The sequence below is a fragment of the uncultured Arthrobacter sp. genome, assembly GCF_947495145.1.
In the GTDB taxonomy this organism is placed as follows: domain Bacteria; phylum Actinomycetota; class Actinomycetes; order Actinomycetales; family Micrococcaceae; genus Arthrobacter_D.
Window position 1 is genome coordinate 1 of the sequence record NZ_CANLXP010000025.1, and the last position, 15,894, is coordinate 15,894.

Annotated in this window: 15 protein-coding genes; 6 read left to right on the forward strand and 9 right to left on the reverse strand. The window is 62.7% G+C overall.

What is annotated here, in order from left to right; translation table 11 throughout:
- Nucleotides 1-105 precede the first annotated feature (105 nt).
- Entirely contained in the window at nt 106-717 is a 612-nt protein-coding gene (locus Q0877_RS14915) for a hypothetical protein (RefSeq protein ID WP_299169229.1), read from the forward strand.
- Nucleotides 718-726: 9 nt separating this feature from the next.
- Here Q0877_RS14915 and Q0877_RS14920 read toward each other — a convergent pair whose 3' ends face one another.
- From Q0877_RS14920 to Q0877_RS14935, 4 genes are all read right to left on the reverse strand, one after another.
- Entirely contained in the window at nt 727-1,752 is a 1,026-nt protein-coding gene (locus tag Q0877_RS14920) for a glycine betaine ABC transporter substrate-binding protein (RefSeq protein WP_299169232.1), read from the reverse strand.
- Complete coding sequence (locus Q0877_RS14925) at nt 1,753-2,427, reverse strand: ABC transporter permease (protein WP_299169323.1); 675 nt, start codon at nt 2,425-2,427, stop codon at nt 1,753-1,755.
- A gap of 125 nt (nt 2,428-2,552) precedes the next feature.
- Nucleotides 2,553-3,872, reverse strand: a complete 1,320-nt coding sequence (locus Q0877_RS14930; protein WP_299169234.1) for an ATP-binding cassette domain-containing protein — start codon at nt 3,870-3,872, stop codon at nt 2,553-2,555.
- Complete coding sequence (locus tag Q0877_RS14935; protein WP_299169237.1) at nt 3,865-4,506, reverse strand: ABC transporter permease; 642 nt, start codon at nt 4,504-4,506, stop codon at nt 3,865-3,867. The genes Q0877_RS14930 and Q0877_RS14935 overlap by 8 nt, the downstream gene beginning before the upstream one ends.
- A gap of 229 nt (nt 4,507-4,735) precedes the next feature.
- Here Q0877_RS14935 and Q0877_RS14940 point away from each other — a divergent pair, with 229 nt between their 5' ends.
- Nucleotides 4,736-5,143 (forward strand): hypothetical protein, encoded by a 408-nt coding sequence (locus Q0877_RS14940; protein WP_299169239.1) that lies wholly within the window; start codon nt 4,736-4,738, stop codon nt 5,141-5,143.
- A gap of 47 nt (nt 5,144-5,190) precedes the next feature.
- The gene (gene glsA, locus Q0877_RS14945) at nt 5,191-7,005 is read left to right on the forward strand and encodes a glutaminase A (RefSeq protein ID WP_299169240.1); all 1,815 of its coding nucleotides are present in this window, start codon (nt 5,191-5,193) and stop codon (nt 7,003-7,005) included.
- Nucleotides 7,006-7,110: 105 nt separating this feature from the next.
- Here the strand turns inward: glsA and Q0877_RS14950 are convergent, their stop codons facing one another.
- The gene (locus Q0877_RS14950) at nt 7,111-8,847 is read right to left on the reverse strand and encodes an HNH endonuclease signature motif containing protein (protein ID WP_299169241.1); all 1,737 of its coding nucleotides are present in this window, start codon (nt 8,845-8,847) and stop codon (nt 7,111-7,113) included.
- Nucleotides 8,848-8,986: 139 nt separating this feature from the next.
- On the opposite strand from Q0877_RS14950, the gene Q0877_RS14955 reads away from it, so the two are divergent.
- On the forward strand, nt 8,987-9,412 hold the full coding sequence (locus Q0877_RS14955; protein ID WP_299169325.1) for an SRPBCC domain-containing protein: 426 nt from the start codon (nt 8,987-8,989) through the stop codon (nt 9,410-9,412).
- A gap of 88 nt (nt 9,413-9,500) precedes the next feature.
- Here Q0877_RS14955 and Q0877_RS14960 read toward each other — a convergent pair whose 3' ends face one another.
- The 3 genes from Q0877_RS14960 to Q0877_RS14970 all read right to left on the reverse strand — a co-directional run bounded on the left by Q0877_RS14960 (nt 9,501) and on the right by Q0877_RS14970 (nt 12,101).
- Nucleotides 9,501-9,926 (reverse strand): VOC family protein, encoded by a 426-nt coding sequence (locus tag Q0877_RS14960; RefSeq protein WP_299169242.1) that lies wholly within the window; start codon nt 9,924-9,926, stop codon nt 9,501-9,503.
- Nucleotides 9,927-10,061: 135 nt separating this feature from the next.
- Nucleotides 10,062-10,610, reverse strand: a complete 549-nt coding sequence (locus Q0877_RS14965) for a GNAT family N-acetyltransferase (RefSeq protein ID WP_299169244.1) — start codon at nt 10,608-10,610, stop codon at nt 10,062-10,064.
- A gap of 9 nt (nt 10,611-10,619) precedes the next feature.
- Nucleotides 10,620-12,101, reverse strand: coding sequence for an MDR family MFS transporter (locus tag Q0877_RS14970; protein WP_299169326.1), 1,482 nt, complete (start codon nt 12,099-12,101; stop codon nt 10,620-10,622).
- A gap of 889 nt (nt 12,102-12,990) precedes the next feature.
- On the opposite strand from Q0877_RS14970, the gene Q0877_RS14975 reads away from it, so the two are divergent.
- Both Q0877_RS14975 and Q0877_RS14980 read left to right on the forward strand, forming a co-directional pair.
- On the forward strand, nt 12,991-13,851 hold the full coding sequence (locus tag Q0877_RS14975; protein ID WP_299169246.1) for a hypothetical protein: 861 nt from the start codon (nt 12,991-12,993) through the stop codon (nt 13,849-13,851).
- A gap of 363 nt (nt 13,852-14,214) precedes the next feature.
- A complete protein-coding gene (locus Q0877_RS14980; protein WP_299169248.1) occupies nt 14,215-14,796 on the forward strand; it encodes a hypothetical protein in 582 nt (193 codons plus the stop codon).
- A gap of 4 nt (nt 14,797-14,800) precedes the next feature.
- Here the strand turns inward: Q0877_RS14980 and Q0877_RS14985 are convergent, their stop codons facing one another.
- Nucleotides 14,801-15,889, reverse strand: coding sequence for a S1C family serine protease (locus tag Q0877_RS14985; RefSeq protein ID WP_299169327.1), 1,089 nt, complete (start codon nt 15,887-15,889; stop codon nt 14,801-14,803).
- Between the last annotated feature and the right edge of the window lie 5 nt (nt 15,890-15,894).

Genomic DNA, 15,894 nt, shown 5'->3' on the forward strand with positions numbered 1-15,894 from the left:
GCACACGGTGACCGCGCCCCGTTGCGGGGCGGTGCCGGGTCACCGGCGGGCGTTACACCACTCTAAGGGGCACTACTTCCGCGTCATTGGGTAGATGCGCACACAATGCTCGATTCACTCAGCGACCGAGGTGAAAAATGGGTTATCACCGCCGCTGCTTTCTTAGGGGTAGTAGGCGGAGCAGCGACTACTTCTGCAGTGGGAATGCTCATACCGGAGGCGACCGAGTTGTGGATGGTGTCAGGCACCATCACAACCGTCGCAATGTTCCTAGCCCTGTACGTCCTCCTCACCAAGTTACGCAGGCTGACAGAGCCTATCGGAACGGTATCCGTAATGGGGCGCCGCCTGATCATGTCGGCGATGCGCTTCGAAGCAATAGATTCGATGGCGAACCATCAGCGATTCACAGCGACATCACGTATTTTTCTGGCATGGGCTCAGAAGATTGGTTTAGATACGTCCAACTCGTCGCTGAGAAGAATCTCGCTCAATGTCGATGATGAATTCCGTCATCCGAAAGTCGCGGAGGCCTCCATACATCACGTGCAGGAATTGCTGACGCAACTTCACTCGGGAGCACATGCCGCTGTTATCGCGAAGGCCCGAAGGCCGGAGACCTGGCCTGCTGGTGCCATCAAAGGGAGAGCTGTCAGTCGTGGGTTCGTCGCACTCGCACCCGCCGTGGTTGCTGTCATCGGCCTATTCGTCCGCTAACGAGCAAAACTAGCCCTCCCCCAGCGGCCCCTCCGGTTCGGTGATGAAGCCCTGCTCCACCATGAAATCGAAGGCGACGTCAGCTGGCTCCTCGCCCTCGACGTCCACGCGGAGATTCATCGTCCTCAGCGCTTCATCGGTAAGTGTGGGCGCAACCTGCGCGAACACCTCTGCGAGCTCCGGGTTCTCTTCAAGCGTTTCCGTGTAGTAGACCGGCGCCGCGTTGTAGGCCGGGAAAAAGCCGAGGTCGTCTTCGAGGATGGTCAGGTCGAGGGCATCGATGCGACCGTCCGTCGAGAACACCTCGCCGAAGTTGCATGCTCCGTTATCGGTTGCGGAATAGATGGCACCGGTGTCGTAGATGTCAATGTTGTCCTCCGGCACACCGTCTGGAGTGCCACGCGCCATCCCGTAGTGCGCCAACATCGGCGTAAGCCCGTCAGGACGGGAGTTGAACTCCGCCTCTACACAGAAGGTGCGCTCCTCAGGGGGGAGTTCAGCGATCTCCGAGATCGTGCTGATTCCGCCAAGTTCCTCCACCGCTTCGGAACGGATAGCCATGGCGTAGGTATTGTTCAACGGCGCGGGCTCGCCCCAGGTGAGGCCGTTCTCCAGATCCGCCTCATACACGGCCTGCCACTGCTCCTGCTGGTCGGGAATGCCTTCGTCCTTGCCCAGATAAGTCAGCCAGGCGGTACCTGTGTACTCCCAGGTGACGTCCGCCTGACCGGACAACATCAGTTCGCGGACCGGCTGGCTGCCCGGCACGTTGGTCAGGTCGGTGACGTCGAAGCCGGCGGCCTGGGCGGCGAGAACCCCGATCTTGCCGAGAATAAGCTGCTCGGTGAAGTTCTTGGACGTGACGGTGAGCGGAACTCCGTCCACTACTTCGGCAATGCTGCCCGGCCCGGCCGCGGGTACGTAGGACGTGGCCGGTTGCAGACCGCACCCGGTTGCCAGCAGCCCGGCAGAAAGTACGACGACGGTCGCCGCGCTTCTGCGCGCAGCGGCCGGAAGCGAGAATGATTTCAACATCTAGAGTCCCTTCGGACGGGCGACATGTTCCACAACACGACCCAGCCAGTCGACAAGAAGTGCAAGCAGCGCCACCAGGATCGATCCTGCGATCAGCACATTGGTAAGGCTCAGGTTCACGCCGGTGACGATGAGAATGCCCATCCCTCCGCCATTGATGAAGGCGGCCAGCGCTGCGCTACCGACCAGCAGTACCAGCGCCGTTCGGATCCCCGCGAGCATCACGGGCACGGCCAACGGGAGCTCCACTTTGAACAGCACAGCCAACGCGCTCATACCCATCCCCTTGCCCGCTTCCACCAGTCGGGCGTCCACCTGCGTGATGCCCACCATCGTGTTCCGCAGGACAGGAAGGATCGCGTAAAGCACCAGCGCGATCACGGCTGCCGTGAAGCCGAAGCCTACGGCGATTGCCAGCAGCACAACGAGGCCGATCGCCGGCGCTGCCTGGCCGACGTTAGCGACGGCGAGGACCGGCCCCGTGAACTTTTTCAGTGGCGGACGTGTGAGCAGGATGCCGAGCGGGATGGCGATCAGGAGTGTGATTACCGCAGACACGGCGGTCAGCGCCAGATGGTCGATCGCGTAGCCGAAGAGCGCATCCGGCGCGAGGGTGATCAGCTCGGTTTCCGAAAGGTCCGCGGTCAGCAGCCAGACCACTACTGCCGCAAACACCACAGCGATTCCGAGCAGCTGATAGATCAATGGACGCCAGGAGGGACGCTTCACCTCCGAATGGACGTTGGGGGCGTCCTCCGCAATGGGCTCCTGAGGCGCCTCTGCCTGCGCTGTCGTATTACTCAACGGGACGCTCCCCGGTGTTGGCCGGCGACGTGTTGGCCGGCGGTGTGTTGGCCGGCGATGTGTTGGGCCGGCGCCGAAACATCGACGGTGTCCAAGGTTCCCGTGTTGATGCCAACGGGGCGTCCGTCTGAGTGAGCAGTCATCGCATGCTTGTGCGCGCGGGTGATGGCGTCCATCACCGTCTCGACGTCGATAACGCCGAGGAACGCATCCCTCCTGCCGGTAACCAGGGCCGCACCGGCACTGGACACCAGCATGGTGTCCAGCGCGTCATTGAGCGTGGCGCGGTCACCGACTACCGGAAGCTTGGCATCGACGTCGTCGCTTACGCGTTCCAGCCGTGAGAGTTGGCGACGCGTGAGCCATTGAATGGGCCGGCGTCGTCCATCAACTACGACGGCGTGATTATGGCCGGCTTCATCCAGCCGCGAGAGGACGTCGCTGCCGAGGTCACCGATATCGGCGACGACGGCGTCGGCCAGATCCACCTCGCTGACGCGGGTCAGCGTGAGCTGCTTCAGCCCGGCACCGGACCCGATGAAGTTCTCCACGAACTCGTTGGCCGGGTCAGCGAGGATCCGCTCAGGGGTGTCGTACTGGACGAGCTGTGCACCCTCGGTGAAGATCGCGATCCAGTCGCCGAGCTTCACAGCTTCGTCGAAGTCGTGGGTGACGCACACGATCGTCTTCTGCAGTTCCTCCTGAATATTCAGGAGTTCATCCTGGAGCCGCTGGCGGGTGATCGGGTCCACTGCGCCGAAGGGCTCGTCCATGAGGAGCACCGGCGGATCCGCGGCCAGGGCGCGGGCAACGCCCACGCGCTGCTGCTGGCCCCCGGACAGCTCTTTGGGGAACCGGTCGCGGTAGGTTGCCGGATCGAGGGACACCAACTCCAGCAGCTCGTCCACGCGGGCAGCGATCTTTTCCTTGCTCCAGCCGAGCATTTTCGGAACAATTCCGATGTTCGTTGCGACGGTCATGTGCGGAAAGAGTCCGCCGGCCTGGATAACGTAGCCGATGCGCCGCCGGAGTGCGTCGCCGTCGATGTCCGTGACGTCGTCTTCATCCAGGACGATCCGGCCCTCAGTCGGTTCAATGAGCCGGTTGATCATCTTCAGGGTGGTGGTCTTGCCGCATCCGGACGGACCCACCAGCATCACTATCTTGCCTGCCGGGATTTCCATGGTGAGGCCGTCGACGGCGGGCTTCGCCTGCCCCGGGTAACGCTTGGTCACCTGATCGAGCAGGATGCTTGCACCGGTGACCGCGTTTTCGGTGCCGGCTGAATTTTCGGGTTTTTGGACAGTCTCAGACACGGATACCTCGCGGAGTTGTGATGCGGCCGAGGCCGACGAGTAGAAGGTCAAGGATGAGGGCAAGGATGATGACGGCAACCACGCCGGTGATCACCGACTCGAGAGAGTTGGCGCCGCCGAGGCGGGACAGGCCGGAGAAGATGAAGCCGCCGAGGCCGGGGCCGAGCGCGTACGCAGTGATCGCGGCGATGCCCATCACCATCTGGGCGGAGACGCGGATGCCGGCAAGGATCACCGGCCAGGCCATGGGCAATTCAACCTGCACCAGCGTGCGGAACCGGCTCATGCCAATGCCGCGGGCAGACTCGATGACACCCTTGTCGATGCCGGTCAGACCCACGACCGCGTTGCGCAGGATGGGCAACGCGGCGAAGAAGGTCACGACAATGACGGCGGGAGTCACGCCAAAACCGAACGGTGCAATCAGCAGGCCGATAAGGGCGAACGACGGGATGGTCAGACCGATGGCGGAAACACTGTTGGCCAGCGAGGTGAGCGCGCTGCTCCGGTAGACGAGCGCCGCAATGACGACCGAAAGGATGGTCGCCAGAATGAGACACTGCACCACCAGGCTCATGTGTTGCCATCCCGAGAACAGGATTTGATTGAACCTGTCTCCTAAAAACTCCAACACATCAAAACCTTCTTCACCGTGGTTACGTAGCACTCGTCAATGGCTGATACCGATGTTCCACTGAGGGGAATACCGGCAGGACCGTCGACCACCATAAGCATGGGAAGGTCAAGATAGCGTCACGTTGGGGTCACGGTGCAATCACTATTGAAGGTGAAAGCACTGGCGGTGGCAGCGGAGCGGACGTAGGCTCGAAGGCAATTCAACCAGTCCGTTCAAAGGAGTTCCGATGAATCTCAGCCACATCCCACTGCGTCTCAGCACGGGCGCGTTCATCCTCAATTCCGGCATCACCAAGCGGGAGCTGGACAGGGACACGGCGGCCTATCTGCAGGGAATGGCAGCCAATGCTTTTCCGCAGGTCAAGCAGCTCGATCCGGAGAAATTCGGCAAGGTGATCTCCGCCGTCGAAATGGGTCTCGGCGCTGCTCTCCTGGTTCCGTTCATTCCGAGCCGGCTGGTCGGTTTGGGTCTTGCTGCATTTTCCGGCGGCTTGCTCGCAATGTATTTTCGTACGCCGGGAATGACGCAGGACGACGCCGTTCGTCCCAGCCAGGAGGGCACGCCGGTTGCGAAGGACGTCTGGATGTTCGGCATTGCGCTCTCCCTCATTATTGACGGCGGGAAGAAGCGCTGACGGACGCGTAGTTGGGCGCCTTCGGCACCCGGCAATAGTGTTGGAGTATGGAATCTCCGATTGAAGGCTATCTGGCACGGATTCATCGGGAAATTTCAGATCTGAAGGACGGCAAGCCTTACAGCACCATTCCTGCAATGGCCAACGTCAATCCGGATAACTTCGGCATTTGTCTCACCACGGTAGACGGTTACATCTACGAGGTCGGCGATACTCGCGAAGAGTTCAGCATCCAGTCGATTTCAAAGCCTTTCACCTACGGTTTGGCGCTGGCGGATCTTGGGCTGGATGTGGTGGACGAGAAGGTCGACGTCGAACCGTCGGGCGATTCGTTCAACGAAATCTCACTGGCTGAGGGGACCGGGCGCCCCGCAAACGCCATGATCAACGCAGGAGCCCTGACTGCTACCTCACTCGTCAAGGGATCGGGCGGCAATACCCGGATCAAGCGCATCGTCAACACCTACTCCGCCTTCGCCGGTAGGCAGCTTTCCATAGACGAGGAGATCTTCGCCTCCGAACTCGAGCACGGCCACCGTAACCGTGCCCTGGCCTATCTGCTCCGGTCCTTCAACATCATCGAAGCTGATCCGACCCCGGTGATCGAGGACTACTTCCGGCAGTGTTCTGTTCTGGTGAACTGCCTGGATCTGTCCCTGATGGCGGCGACGCTTGCGAACAGCGGACGAAATCCCATGACCGGTAATCAGGTCATGGACATCGTGCCCGTGGAGCGCGTGCTTTCGGTCATGACCACCTGCGGCATGTACGACGACGCCGGCTCCTGGATCAGCACGGTTGGAATGCCCGCCAAGAGCGGCGTCGGCGGCGGAACAATCTCTGTCCTGCCGGGACAGGTCGGGCTGGCGGTCTACTCTCCGCCGCTGGACGAGCACGGCAGCAGTGTGCGCGGCATGGCCACCAGCCAGCGGCTCTCGCAGGACATGGAGCTGCACTTCGTTCGCGCTGCGCGGGTGGGCAAGTCCGCGATTCGCTCAACCTATGACATCACTGCGGCGCCGTCCGGTATCCGGCGCGACGACGAAGCCATGGATCTGTTGCGGGACCACGGTCACCGCGCGCGGGTGGTTGAGCTCAACGGTGACCTGCTCTTTGCGGGCACTGAGTCGATGGTCCGCGAGCTGAGCACACTGGCCGACGAAGTGGAGCTCATCATTCTGGACTTGCGCCGGGTTGATGAGGTGGCGGACGTCTCGCTGCGGCTGCTTGCCGAGGTCCGTAAGGACCTTGTCGCCGAGGGCCGGGAATTGGTGCTGATCGATGCGGAGGGCACACTTGCCGATGCCTTCCGCGACGTGGACCGGAAGGTTCCGACCTTTGACACCCGAACGGCGGCCGTCGAGTGGTGTGAGAACCGGCTGATCGAAACGTACGGCAGCGATTTGAATCTCCCGAGTCGAGTGGACATTGCCCAGTGTCCGGCCTTGAGCCCGCTGAGCCGCGAGGACATTCAGAAGCTCGCCGACCGCATGGAAGACCGAAACTACGACGACGGAGACGTCATCCGCCGGATAGGCCAATCCTTCGGCGGAGTGTTCTTCATCCTCTCCGGAGGGGTCACCACCTCTGTGGTGGGCCCGACCGGCGACCGGGTGAAACTGACAACTCTGAGCGCCGGCATGACTTTCGGTGAACTTGCCCTCGGTAGCGATGACCGGCAGGAAACCACTGTGAAGGCCAGTGGACACGTGAAGGTCAAGCTCCTTACTGCGGATGCCATCTCACTGTTGGAGTCGGAAGATCAGCGGCTCGCGCTTGAACTATGGAAAGCTCTGACGCGCGACGCCTACACCCGGGTTGACCTGTACCTGAGGGAAACTGCGGTCAGAATCCGGGATTGACCCGGAAAGGCGCTTCCTGGAGAAGGGCCGCTCAACCTCTGGGCGCTGTTGGTACGCCCCGAGTGGTTTGTGCCTTTCCTATTCCCAGCGGGATACCCCTTCCTATCAGAAGGGTGGTGGGGGTTCGGGCAGGGTTGTGTAGGTTTGCTCGCCGGGTGAGGTGACGTTGGGTGTGCCCTCGTCGTCGTCGTGTCCGACTGGCCAGATGCCTTCGGTCTTGAGCATGTGGTGGAGTTTGCATCTGGGTTTGAGGTTATCCAGTGCGGTTTTCCCGCCGTGTGCCCAGGGTGTGACGTGGTCGATTTCGCAGGACCATGAGGACCGGTTGCAGCCGGGATGGATGCAGGTGGGGTTGGTGATCCGGACCCAGTCCTGCAGGTGTTTGGGCGGCCGGTATCTGTCCCTGCCGACACTGAGTACTGCACCGGTTTCGGGGTGGACCAGGATCCGGGTGAAACTCGGGGCGTGTGCGGCGAGGTTCCGGGCGGTTTCCGGATCGATCGGACCGTACCCTTCCAACAGCCCGTTCTCGCAACCCGCCAAATCCGGGATGACGGTATCGGATTCACTGGGTTTATCGTCGGCACCGGTACCGGCAGCCTGAGCACTCGCAGCATCCGCAGACCTGGCAGGTCCGCGAGTACCAGCAGCGCCAGACACCCCGGCAGGTGTGCCTGCGCCGGCAGCTTCGGCGCCAGCAGCCCGGGCAACACTCGCGGCACCGGCGGCATCGGCAGCTCCGGCAGTTCCGGCAGTTCCGGCGGCTCCTCCATGGAGGTTCTGCCAGTCTTTTCGTTGGTGTCCGAGGAGGGTCATGACGGGTACGGTGACGAACACGGAAGCGCCGACCCCGCGGTACCCGGTGCCCCGCTTGGGGTCGCCGGTGCAGGTGTGGGTGAGGACATCAGCGAACACATCGGCCCGGAGTTGGGACAGGGTGCGTCCCTCGTCCGGGCCCTGAAGCGAACGTGCCGCTGCGTCGACCCGGTTGAAGATCCCGTGCGCCTGCTCCGCGGGCAGGTACGCGCTGAGCCAGGCCATGCCGTCCTGCTCGGGCTGAACCTCAACATGGCGGTCTTTCACCGCCCGGGCTTTGCGGTCGATGATCGACTCCGGGTGCAGTTCCTCCCGCAACCGGCGGCAGCGGCGGGTGAGCTTCGGGCGGGTCAGGTCACCGGCGGTTTCCAGGACCGTCTCTTCAAACCCGGCGACAGCCTCTGCCGGGATGGATCCGGACTCGTCCACGATCACTGAGGCCTGGGTCGGGCTGATCCTGCCCGCATCGAGTGCTTCCCACGTTTCGGGTAGTTCCCCGGTGAGCCGCAGCGCTTCATCGAGCATCCGCTGCGCGGTCCGTCCGGGTACCCGCAGTACTGGGGTGATTTCCTGTGCCGCCAACATGAGGGACAGCTGCGGGTCAGACCCACGATGCCCAGGATTGGCTTGGGCGTCGCCGTTCCACTTGTGGATGCGGTGGAAGACCTCGGCGATCAGCAGGGCCTGCCTGGAGGCAACCCAGGACGCCAGACGGTCAGCAGTACGGAGTAGCTCGAGGGTGTCAGGAAGGATCCGATACGACTCCGTGGACGGCACATCCTGCAAACGCCTCGCAAGGTCCGCAGCCGTGACGGCTGCCCACGCAGCACGGGCGCGCTCAGCGGCTTCGGGATCATCAAACTCGTCAGCCCACTCCAGGCAGAACAGCTCGGTCAGCGGCCGCTCCATCACCGGCAGATCCGCCCCAGCATAAGCGGCAGCAAGGACCCGCTCATACTCATCCGCAGCACTCAACCCACCAGCAACCCCACCAGTCTGCACAGTCTCCGCGGCCCCGATTCCCATACAAAACACTCAACCACCCGCGCCTGACATTTTCGGATCGAGGACATTTCGGGGACGGCCCAGAACCCCTAGACTCAGCTAGACTCCCGCTATGCCGCTAGTGAATTGCTCTGTCGACGCGGCAGATGCTGGGCGGGTGATGCACACCTGGTCTATAGCCTCGCCCGCAGAACGACTTTGGTGGGGCCTCACTAATCCCGAAGCGATTCCCCATTGGTTGGGAAGATTAGTCTCCGGCGGCTTCGTCGCCGGAGGTGTCGTAACCATCGAGCACGCCGATGACTATTCCTGCACTAGCCACATTGATGGATGCGTACCGGGCGAGTATCTCAGCATGACATGGCAGTTTCCGGACGAGGCAAGATCGCACGTGCGAATCATGCTCAAGCCAAGCGGCGGGACGACTTCCTTGGTTCTGGAGCACGAAGAGCTGGGACCCGAAGCGCTCAATTACCTGCACGGCTGGCACGTGCACCTTCTATACCTTGAGGCCCTACTCCTCGGCCAGCCAAAATCCATGGACGAATTCTGGTCCACCTATAAATCACTCGTCGGCGACCCATAAGAATGTCGTGCGCAGCGGGTTCACCAGCGACGTGACCTGGTGATGAACCGTCGTCGTAATGCTCCGGTGGCAAGGCGAAAGAAAGGATTCAAGGGCCTGCGCTGATTCGGTCCGTGAGCTCAACGGTTTGGCCCATGGGGTCTTTGACCACGTAACTCCAATAGCCGACCCAGAAGGGCTCCGATCGCAGAGCGGCGATGTCCGCCTCCTGCAGCCGAGCGACTGCTTTCGAAAACGACTCAGGCGATAGCGGGATACTCCACGACGCGGAAGCACGACTCGGGCTTGGTTCAATCCCCAACCCGAACACCCATCCGGGCTGGAAAGCCCACTCGCTGTCAACGGTTGCATTGGGGTCGTGGCCGATGGAGAACTGGACGGAGTCTCCGACCACGAAGGCGATATCACCCATCTCGTCCCAGATTTGGTCAAGCCCCACCAACTCGGAGTAGAACCGGCGGGACGCGTCGACGTTGTTACTGCGGGTATAGAGAAAGAACGCACAGCTCGACATCCGGACAGTTTACGTGTGTCAGTGGTTCGCAGCCCGAACCTCCACCGGAGCAACGGGCGCCGCTGCGCAACAATACAGCGTCCCGTCCAGTGGCCGTTGCACAGTCTCGACCCTCGGGAGCCGGCCGCTCATTCCTTAGGTCTTCGGGTCGGTCGCGAGCATTCCCATCACCACTGCATCGACCCATTCTCCGTTCCAGTGCAGCGCGTCCCTCAGCCGCCCTTCCACCGTGAATCCGCACTTCTCGTAGACCCGTTGCGCCCGCGGGTTGAATGCGTACACCTCCAGGCCGACACGGTGCACACCGATCACGTCGAACGCATGCTCGACGACGGCGCGGGTTGCCTCAGTGCCATAACCTCGCCCGAACCTGGCATCAGCGTTCAGCGCAATCCGGAACCCGATCGACGAATTGTCCGCGTCATAGTCGTTGAGCACCACTTCACCGATATGACTTCCATCCGACCTGAGAATGATGGCCCAGTCAGCCCTGCCGTCGGTCGCAGCAAGCCCTGAAAGCCAGGATGCGATCTGCGGCCGCGTGAACTGCGCGTGGGTTCCGGTGAGGCGCATCGACTCGGGGTTCTGCAGCCCTGCCCAGGATCCCTCGAGGTGGTCCAGGCCCAACGGTTCGAGCCTTAGCCGGGCTGTGGTCAGAACCGGCGGAGGAGTGAAGTGAGACATAAAGGCGCCCTAGTGTGCCAGCGGAGCGGCAGGTGCGTCCTCGTCGTCGTGCACCGACGAGGACGACGACGGCGGGCCGGCCGGGGTCTCCGGCTTGCGGACAAAGAGCGCGGCGACAACAGCGAACAGGAAGATGACCGCCCCACACAGGAACGCCATTCGGATGCCGCCTGCCAGAGCAGGAACCTCCGCCGTTCCGGCGGCCATCAGAGCCCCGGTCTGAAGCGTCATGACGGATACGAAAAGGGCGATGCCGGTGGCGCCGGCCAGCTGCTGGACGGTGCCTACGACGGCGCTTGCGTGCGAGTACAACTGCGGACGAACCGATCCCAGCGCCGAAGTGAAAAGCGGGGTGAACATTCCGGCAAGCCCGATGCTCAGGGTGACGTGGCAGGCCAGCACCAGCGGAACGGGAGTTGAGGCGTCCACAAGGGTGAGGGCCCAGAACGCCGATGCGACGAGCAGTGCACCGGGAACCACCAGGACCCGAGGCCCGTGCTTGTCGAAGATGCGACCGACCACCGGGCCGAGCAGACCCATCGCGAGCCCACCGGGCAGCAGCATGAGCCCGGCAGCGGCAGGTTCAAGGCCGAGCACGTCCTGCAGGTAGATGGGGAGAAGGATGATCGTTCCGAACAGCGCCATCATGCTGATGGCGAGCACGAGGATGGACACGGTGAAGGTACGCGAACGGAAAGTCCGCAGGTCAAGCAGCGCCCGGTCGCGACGCTGCAGCACCAGCTGCCGCGCGATGAAGCACGCCAACCCGACAAATCCGACCGCGAGCGGCGCCCAGCCCGGGATTCCTGAACCGCCGGCAGCCTCACCGAAATGACTCAGCCCGTAAACGATGCCGCCGAATGCGAATGCCGACAGGATGACGGAAAGCACGTCGATCGGGGTACGCCGGGGGGTTGTCACGTTCTGGATGCGGATACCGCCGAGAACCAGTGAGCCGATCGCGATGGGTAGCACCAGCCAGAACATCCAGCGCCAGTCCAGCACGCTGAGGATGATTCCGGAGATAGTGGGACCGATCGCCGGTGCCACGGAGATGACGATCGAGATGTTGCCCATCGTCTTTCCGCGTGACGACGGCGGCACCAGGGTCATGACCGTCGTCATCAGCAGCGGCATCATGATTGCGGTACCGCCGGCCTGGATCACGCGGCCAACCAGCAACATCTCAAAACCCGGCGCCATTGCGGACACCAGGGTGCCGAGGCTGAACAGCGTCATCGCCGCGAGAAAGACAGGCCGGGTGTTGAACCTCTGGATGAGGAAGCCGGTGATCGGGATGACAACCGCCATGGTGAGCATGAAGGCCGTCGTCAGCCACTGCCCGGCTGAAGCGGTGATCTGCAGGTCTTCCATGAGGCGCGGCAGCGCGACGCCCATGATCGTTTCATTGAGGATGACCACGAAAGCCGAAACCAGGAGCAGCGAGATCACCAGCCGGTCGCGAGGCGAGATCTCGTTGGCCTCGCTGATCTGGTTCGTGCCGTCGCCGGCCCTGGTGCGTTTGTTGGTCGATTGCGACACGAAAAATCCCCCTGAAGAAACTGAACGGCGCGCAGGAGTGTGCGCAACCAAGAAGTAACAAGCACCGGAGTGTGCTGCTTATTCCCCCTCCCCGTTCCCGGGCGTACTGTTACTCCTGAGTGCCCCAACTGATGGAGAGAAGGTAGCTTCGAATGTCCATCCCGCCACCCCATGAGCCGCACCCTGATCCTTCCCAGCCACGGCCTCCGGGTGAGCCGGCTCCCGAGCCGCAGCCCTCCCCTTCGCCTTACCCCTTCCCCGATCCGGGACCCGACACCCCGAACGTTCCGCCTGAGCCCGGTCCGGGCCCTTCACCGGATCGGCCGATTCCAGAACCCGGCCCGTCCGTTCCGCCCTTGGGCGAATAGGGCCTTCATATGGGCGACACCGGGCACCGTGGATCCCTTGCTCTGAAGATTGATCAGCCGGCTGCTTGTTGCTACTATCGCTTGAGCTTGAGCAATGGGCCCCGTAACAACTCCTGTGGAGGTCCCATGGAACGCAAGCTTCGCACCCTGGTCCGACTGGACACCAACCTCGCTTCCGCCGTCCTTGGCGCTATCCCTGCCACGCAGCAGCTGGCTGCCGCATGAGCCGTATCCGCAGAGCGCAGGGACTGGCTCTGCCAGCGGAAGAACTTCCCCTGGTCCGATTCGATGCCGCAGCTCTAAGCACCAAAAAGCTGAAACAGAAGTGCAACGAATACTTTGCGCTGCTCGACCAGTTAAGCCCTCCGGAATGCCTCCTGACTGACTACGAGGCGGCGTGTGATGAACTGAGGCAGCGCCTTAGCGCAAGCTCAACGTAACGCCGCCTGCCAGATGGAGACCGTTCAGCAGTGACTGACCTCGCCGACATCGCGTCCGAGCTCTATTCGCAGTCTCTGGATGATTTCACTGCCGCCCGGAATGACCGCGCGAAAGGTCTCGAGGACAAGTCTCTGGCCAAAGAGGTTCGGGCTCTGCGAAAGCCGTCCGCTTCAGCCTGGGTGGTCAATATGATGACCCTGCACCGCGGCGACCAGCTGCGGGAGGCGCTCAACCTCGGCGGCGAAATGCGCGAAGCGCAGGAGCATCTCGACCGGACCGAGCTGAAAAAGCTTGGCCTTCAACGCCAGAAGCTCGTGTCTACACTGGTCAAGGACGGTGCAGCACTTTCGGAGGAACTGGGACATCCGGCGAGCCCGGCGGCCATGCTGGAAGTCGAACAAACCCTGCGGGCAGCGATGGCCGACGCCGGTGCTGCCGCCGCCGTATCCACCGGCCGCCTTATCCGAACCCTGGAAGCGACCGGTTGGGAAGCGGTCGATCTCATCGGAGCAGTGGGCGGGCCGTTCGACGCCCGCGGTGCTGACGTTGCGTCCGGTGTAGACGGTGGCGAAGAAACAGAGCCCGAGGTTGACCCGGCAGCTGACGCGCGCGTCGAGCTCGAGGACGCTGAGGACCGCTCCGAGGAAGCCGATGCTGAGCTCAAGCGCGCACGGGAGCGCGTCGATCAGCTCGACCGCGACCGCGAAGCACTCGTTGCCCAGGTCCGGGAACTGCGCAAGCGGATCCGCGCGCTGGAACAGGACATCGACGTCATCGATGACGAAGCCGATGACGCGGCCCGCGAGCGTACCGAGGCCGAACGCGCGGCGAAGGAAGCGGTCCGCGAGGTAGAGCGTGCCCGCAAGACGGTGGACAAGCTAAGCCGGTAACGCCGGAATAACAATCGGCGCCGCGCAATCGGAATTGCGAACACGTCCACGCAAGCCGGCGTCGTGCATGATCCCTGCCGTGCTGCCGGTCTGCCGATTTTCCGCCCGAACACCATCGGGTTACCCAGCCGATCGAGCGATCACAGTTCGGTCAAGGCCGGTTGAGTGAAATGGCAAGGGTGCTTAGCGTCGAAGGTGGCGCTGGCGGCTACGGTCGCCAGCAGCCGCCACTACATTCACGGAGAACAACATCGTCGCGAGCGCGGTGGACCCGTTGAAGGACGCGAAAAGTCAGCCGCTCCGGCAGCATCGTGACCGGATCGTGAGGTTAGTCAGCATGCTTACCAGTTGAGAATGGAAGATATGACAGAGATGAGAGCACACAAACGCAGGTACCACGAAGAGCGAGACCTCGCGGACCGCAAGTCGCGGCGACGGAGTACGTGGCTGATCATCGCAACAGCCGTGATTTCAGTTGTCTCGCTGGCTCTAGGCTGGCTTCAGCTGCAGTCAGTGCAGCGTGCCATCGGCATCCCGCTTCCCGACATGATGGTTGGCGGGTACGACGCCGGCTACGTCGAGTCGGTCCGCGATCTTCTGGACGAGGCGGTCATTGAGCGCTACCAGAGCGTGCACTATTTCTGGGACCTGGTGTTTCCCGTGGCTTTCGCCGCGCTGATCATCCTCCTGGTCCGGAGGTTCAGTCGGCGCACCCCGCTTCGCTGGCCGTTCTACGCCGTGGCGGTGCTGTACGCTGCTGCGGACATTGCCGAGAATTTCGCCATTGAGGCGGCACTGGCCTCCGTCGAGATCACTGCTTCCGAGGTAGCGTTCGCCAGCTTTCTGACGACGGCGAAGTTCGTTCTCTTCGCCGCCGCCATCCTGGCTTTCGCGCTGTCCTTCATGCTGACCAGGACCACCAGCCGCAAGCACAGCGAGGGCTGAAGGCTCAGCTTTCCTGAACCGGTCGCTCGCCGAGGGTGATTTCCACCTCGCTGGTTTCCGCGTCGCGCATCAGTTCCGCCGTCACCGTCTCACCGGGATTGAAGGCGCGCAGGGCGGCCAGCAGCTGTTCCGAACTGGCGAGCGGCTCGCCGTCCAGAGACACGAGGATGTCGCCTGCCTGAATTCCTGCTTCATCCGCCGGGCTGCCGTCCTCCACTGCGAGGACCACCACTCCCTGTTCCACGCTGACGCCGAGCTGCTGGGCTATCTGGGGTGTGACGGTGCGCGGCGCCAGACCCAGGAACGCGTGCTCGGCCGAGCCGTCCTCGAGCAGTTCTTCGGCCACCTCGACCGCGGTTCCCGCCGGGATCGCGAAACCGAGTGAAACGGCGCCTGCCTGCGGCGGAATGTAGGCCTCGCTGATTCCCACCACCTGGCCCTGACCGTTGACCAGTGCTCCGCCGGAGTTGCCCGGGCTGATCGCAGCATCGGTCTGCACCAGGTCAACGAGGGACTGGCTGTTGGTGGCGGAACCGGGGATTTCCCGGTGCAATCCCGAGATGATCCCGGCGGTGGCGGTGTTCTCGAAGCCCAGCGGACTGCCGATGACGATCGCCAGCTCACCCACCTCGGGAAGTTCGGTCTGGAACTCTGCCGGCGGAAGCCCTGTGCGATCCGCCTGCACCAACGCGAGGTCGGTGACAGCGTCCGTCGCGACGACGGTGCCCGTTACCCGCTGGCCGTCAGCGAAAGCAACCTGCATCTCCTCCGCGCCGCGCACCACGTGTTCATTGGTGAGGATCAGCCCGTCCTCGGTATAGATCACGCCGCTTCCCAGTCCCCCGCTCTCGAGAAAGATGGTCACCACTGAGGGCTGGACGTTGTCGATGATCTCCGGGATGTCGGCAACAGACGCGGCCGGGGAGTCCGTGGCTTCGTTATTCTCATTAGCCGTTTCGGCAGCTGTCCCGTCCGCCGTACCGGATTTTTGCGCCGGCTCATCGGTTGCTGTGCAGCCTGCCAGCACAAGCGAAGCAACGACGGCGACGGCGGCCAGGCGCTTCCGTCTCGGCGGCTGATTGTCAGGATCCATCACGG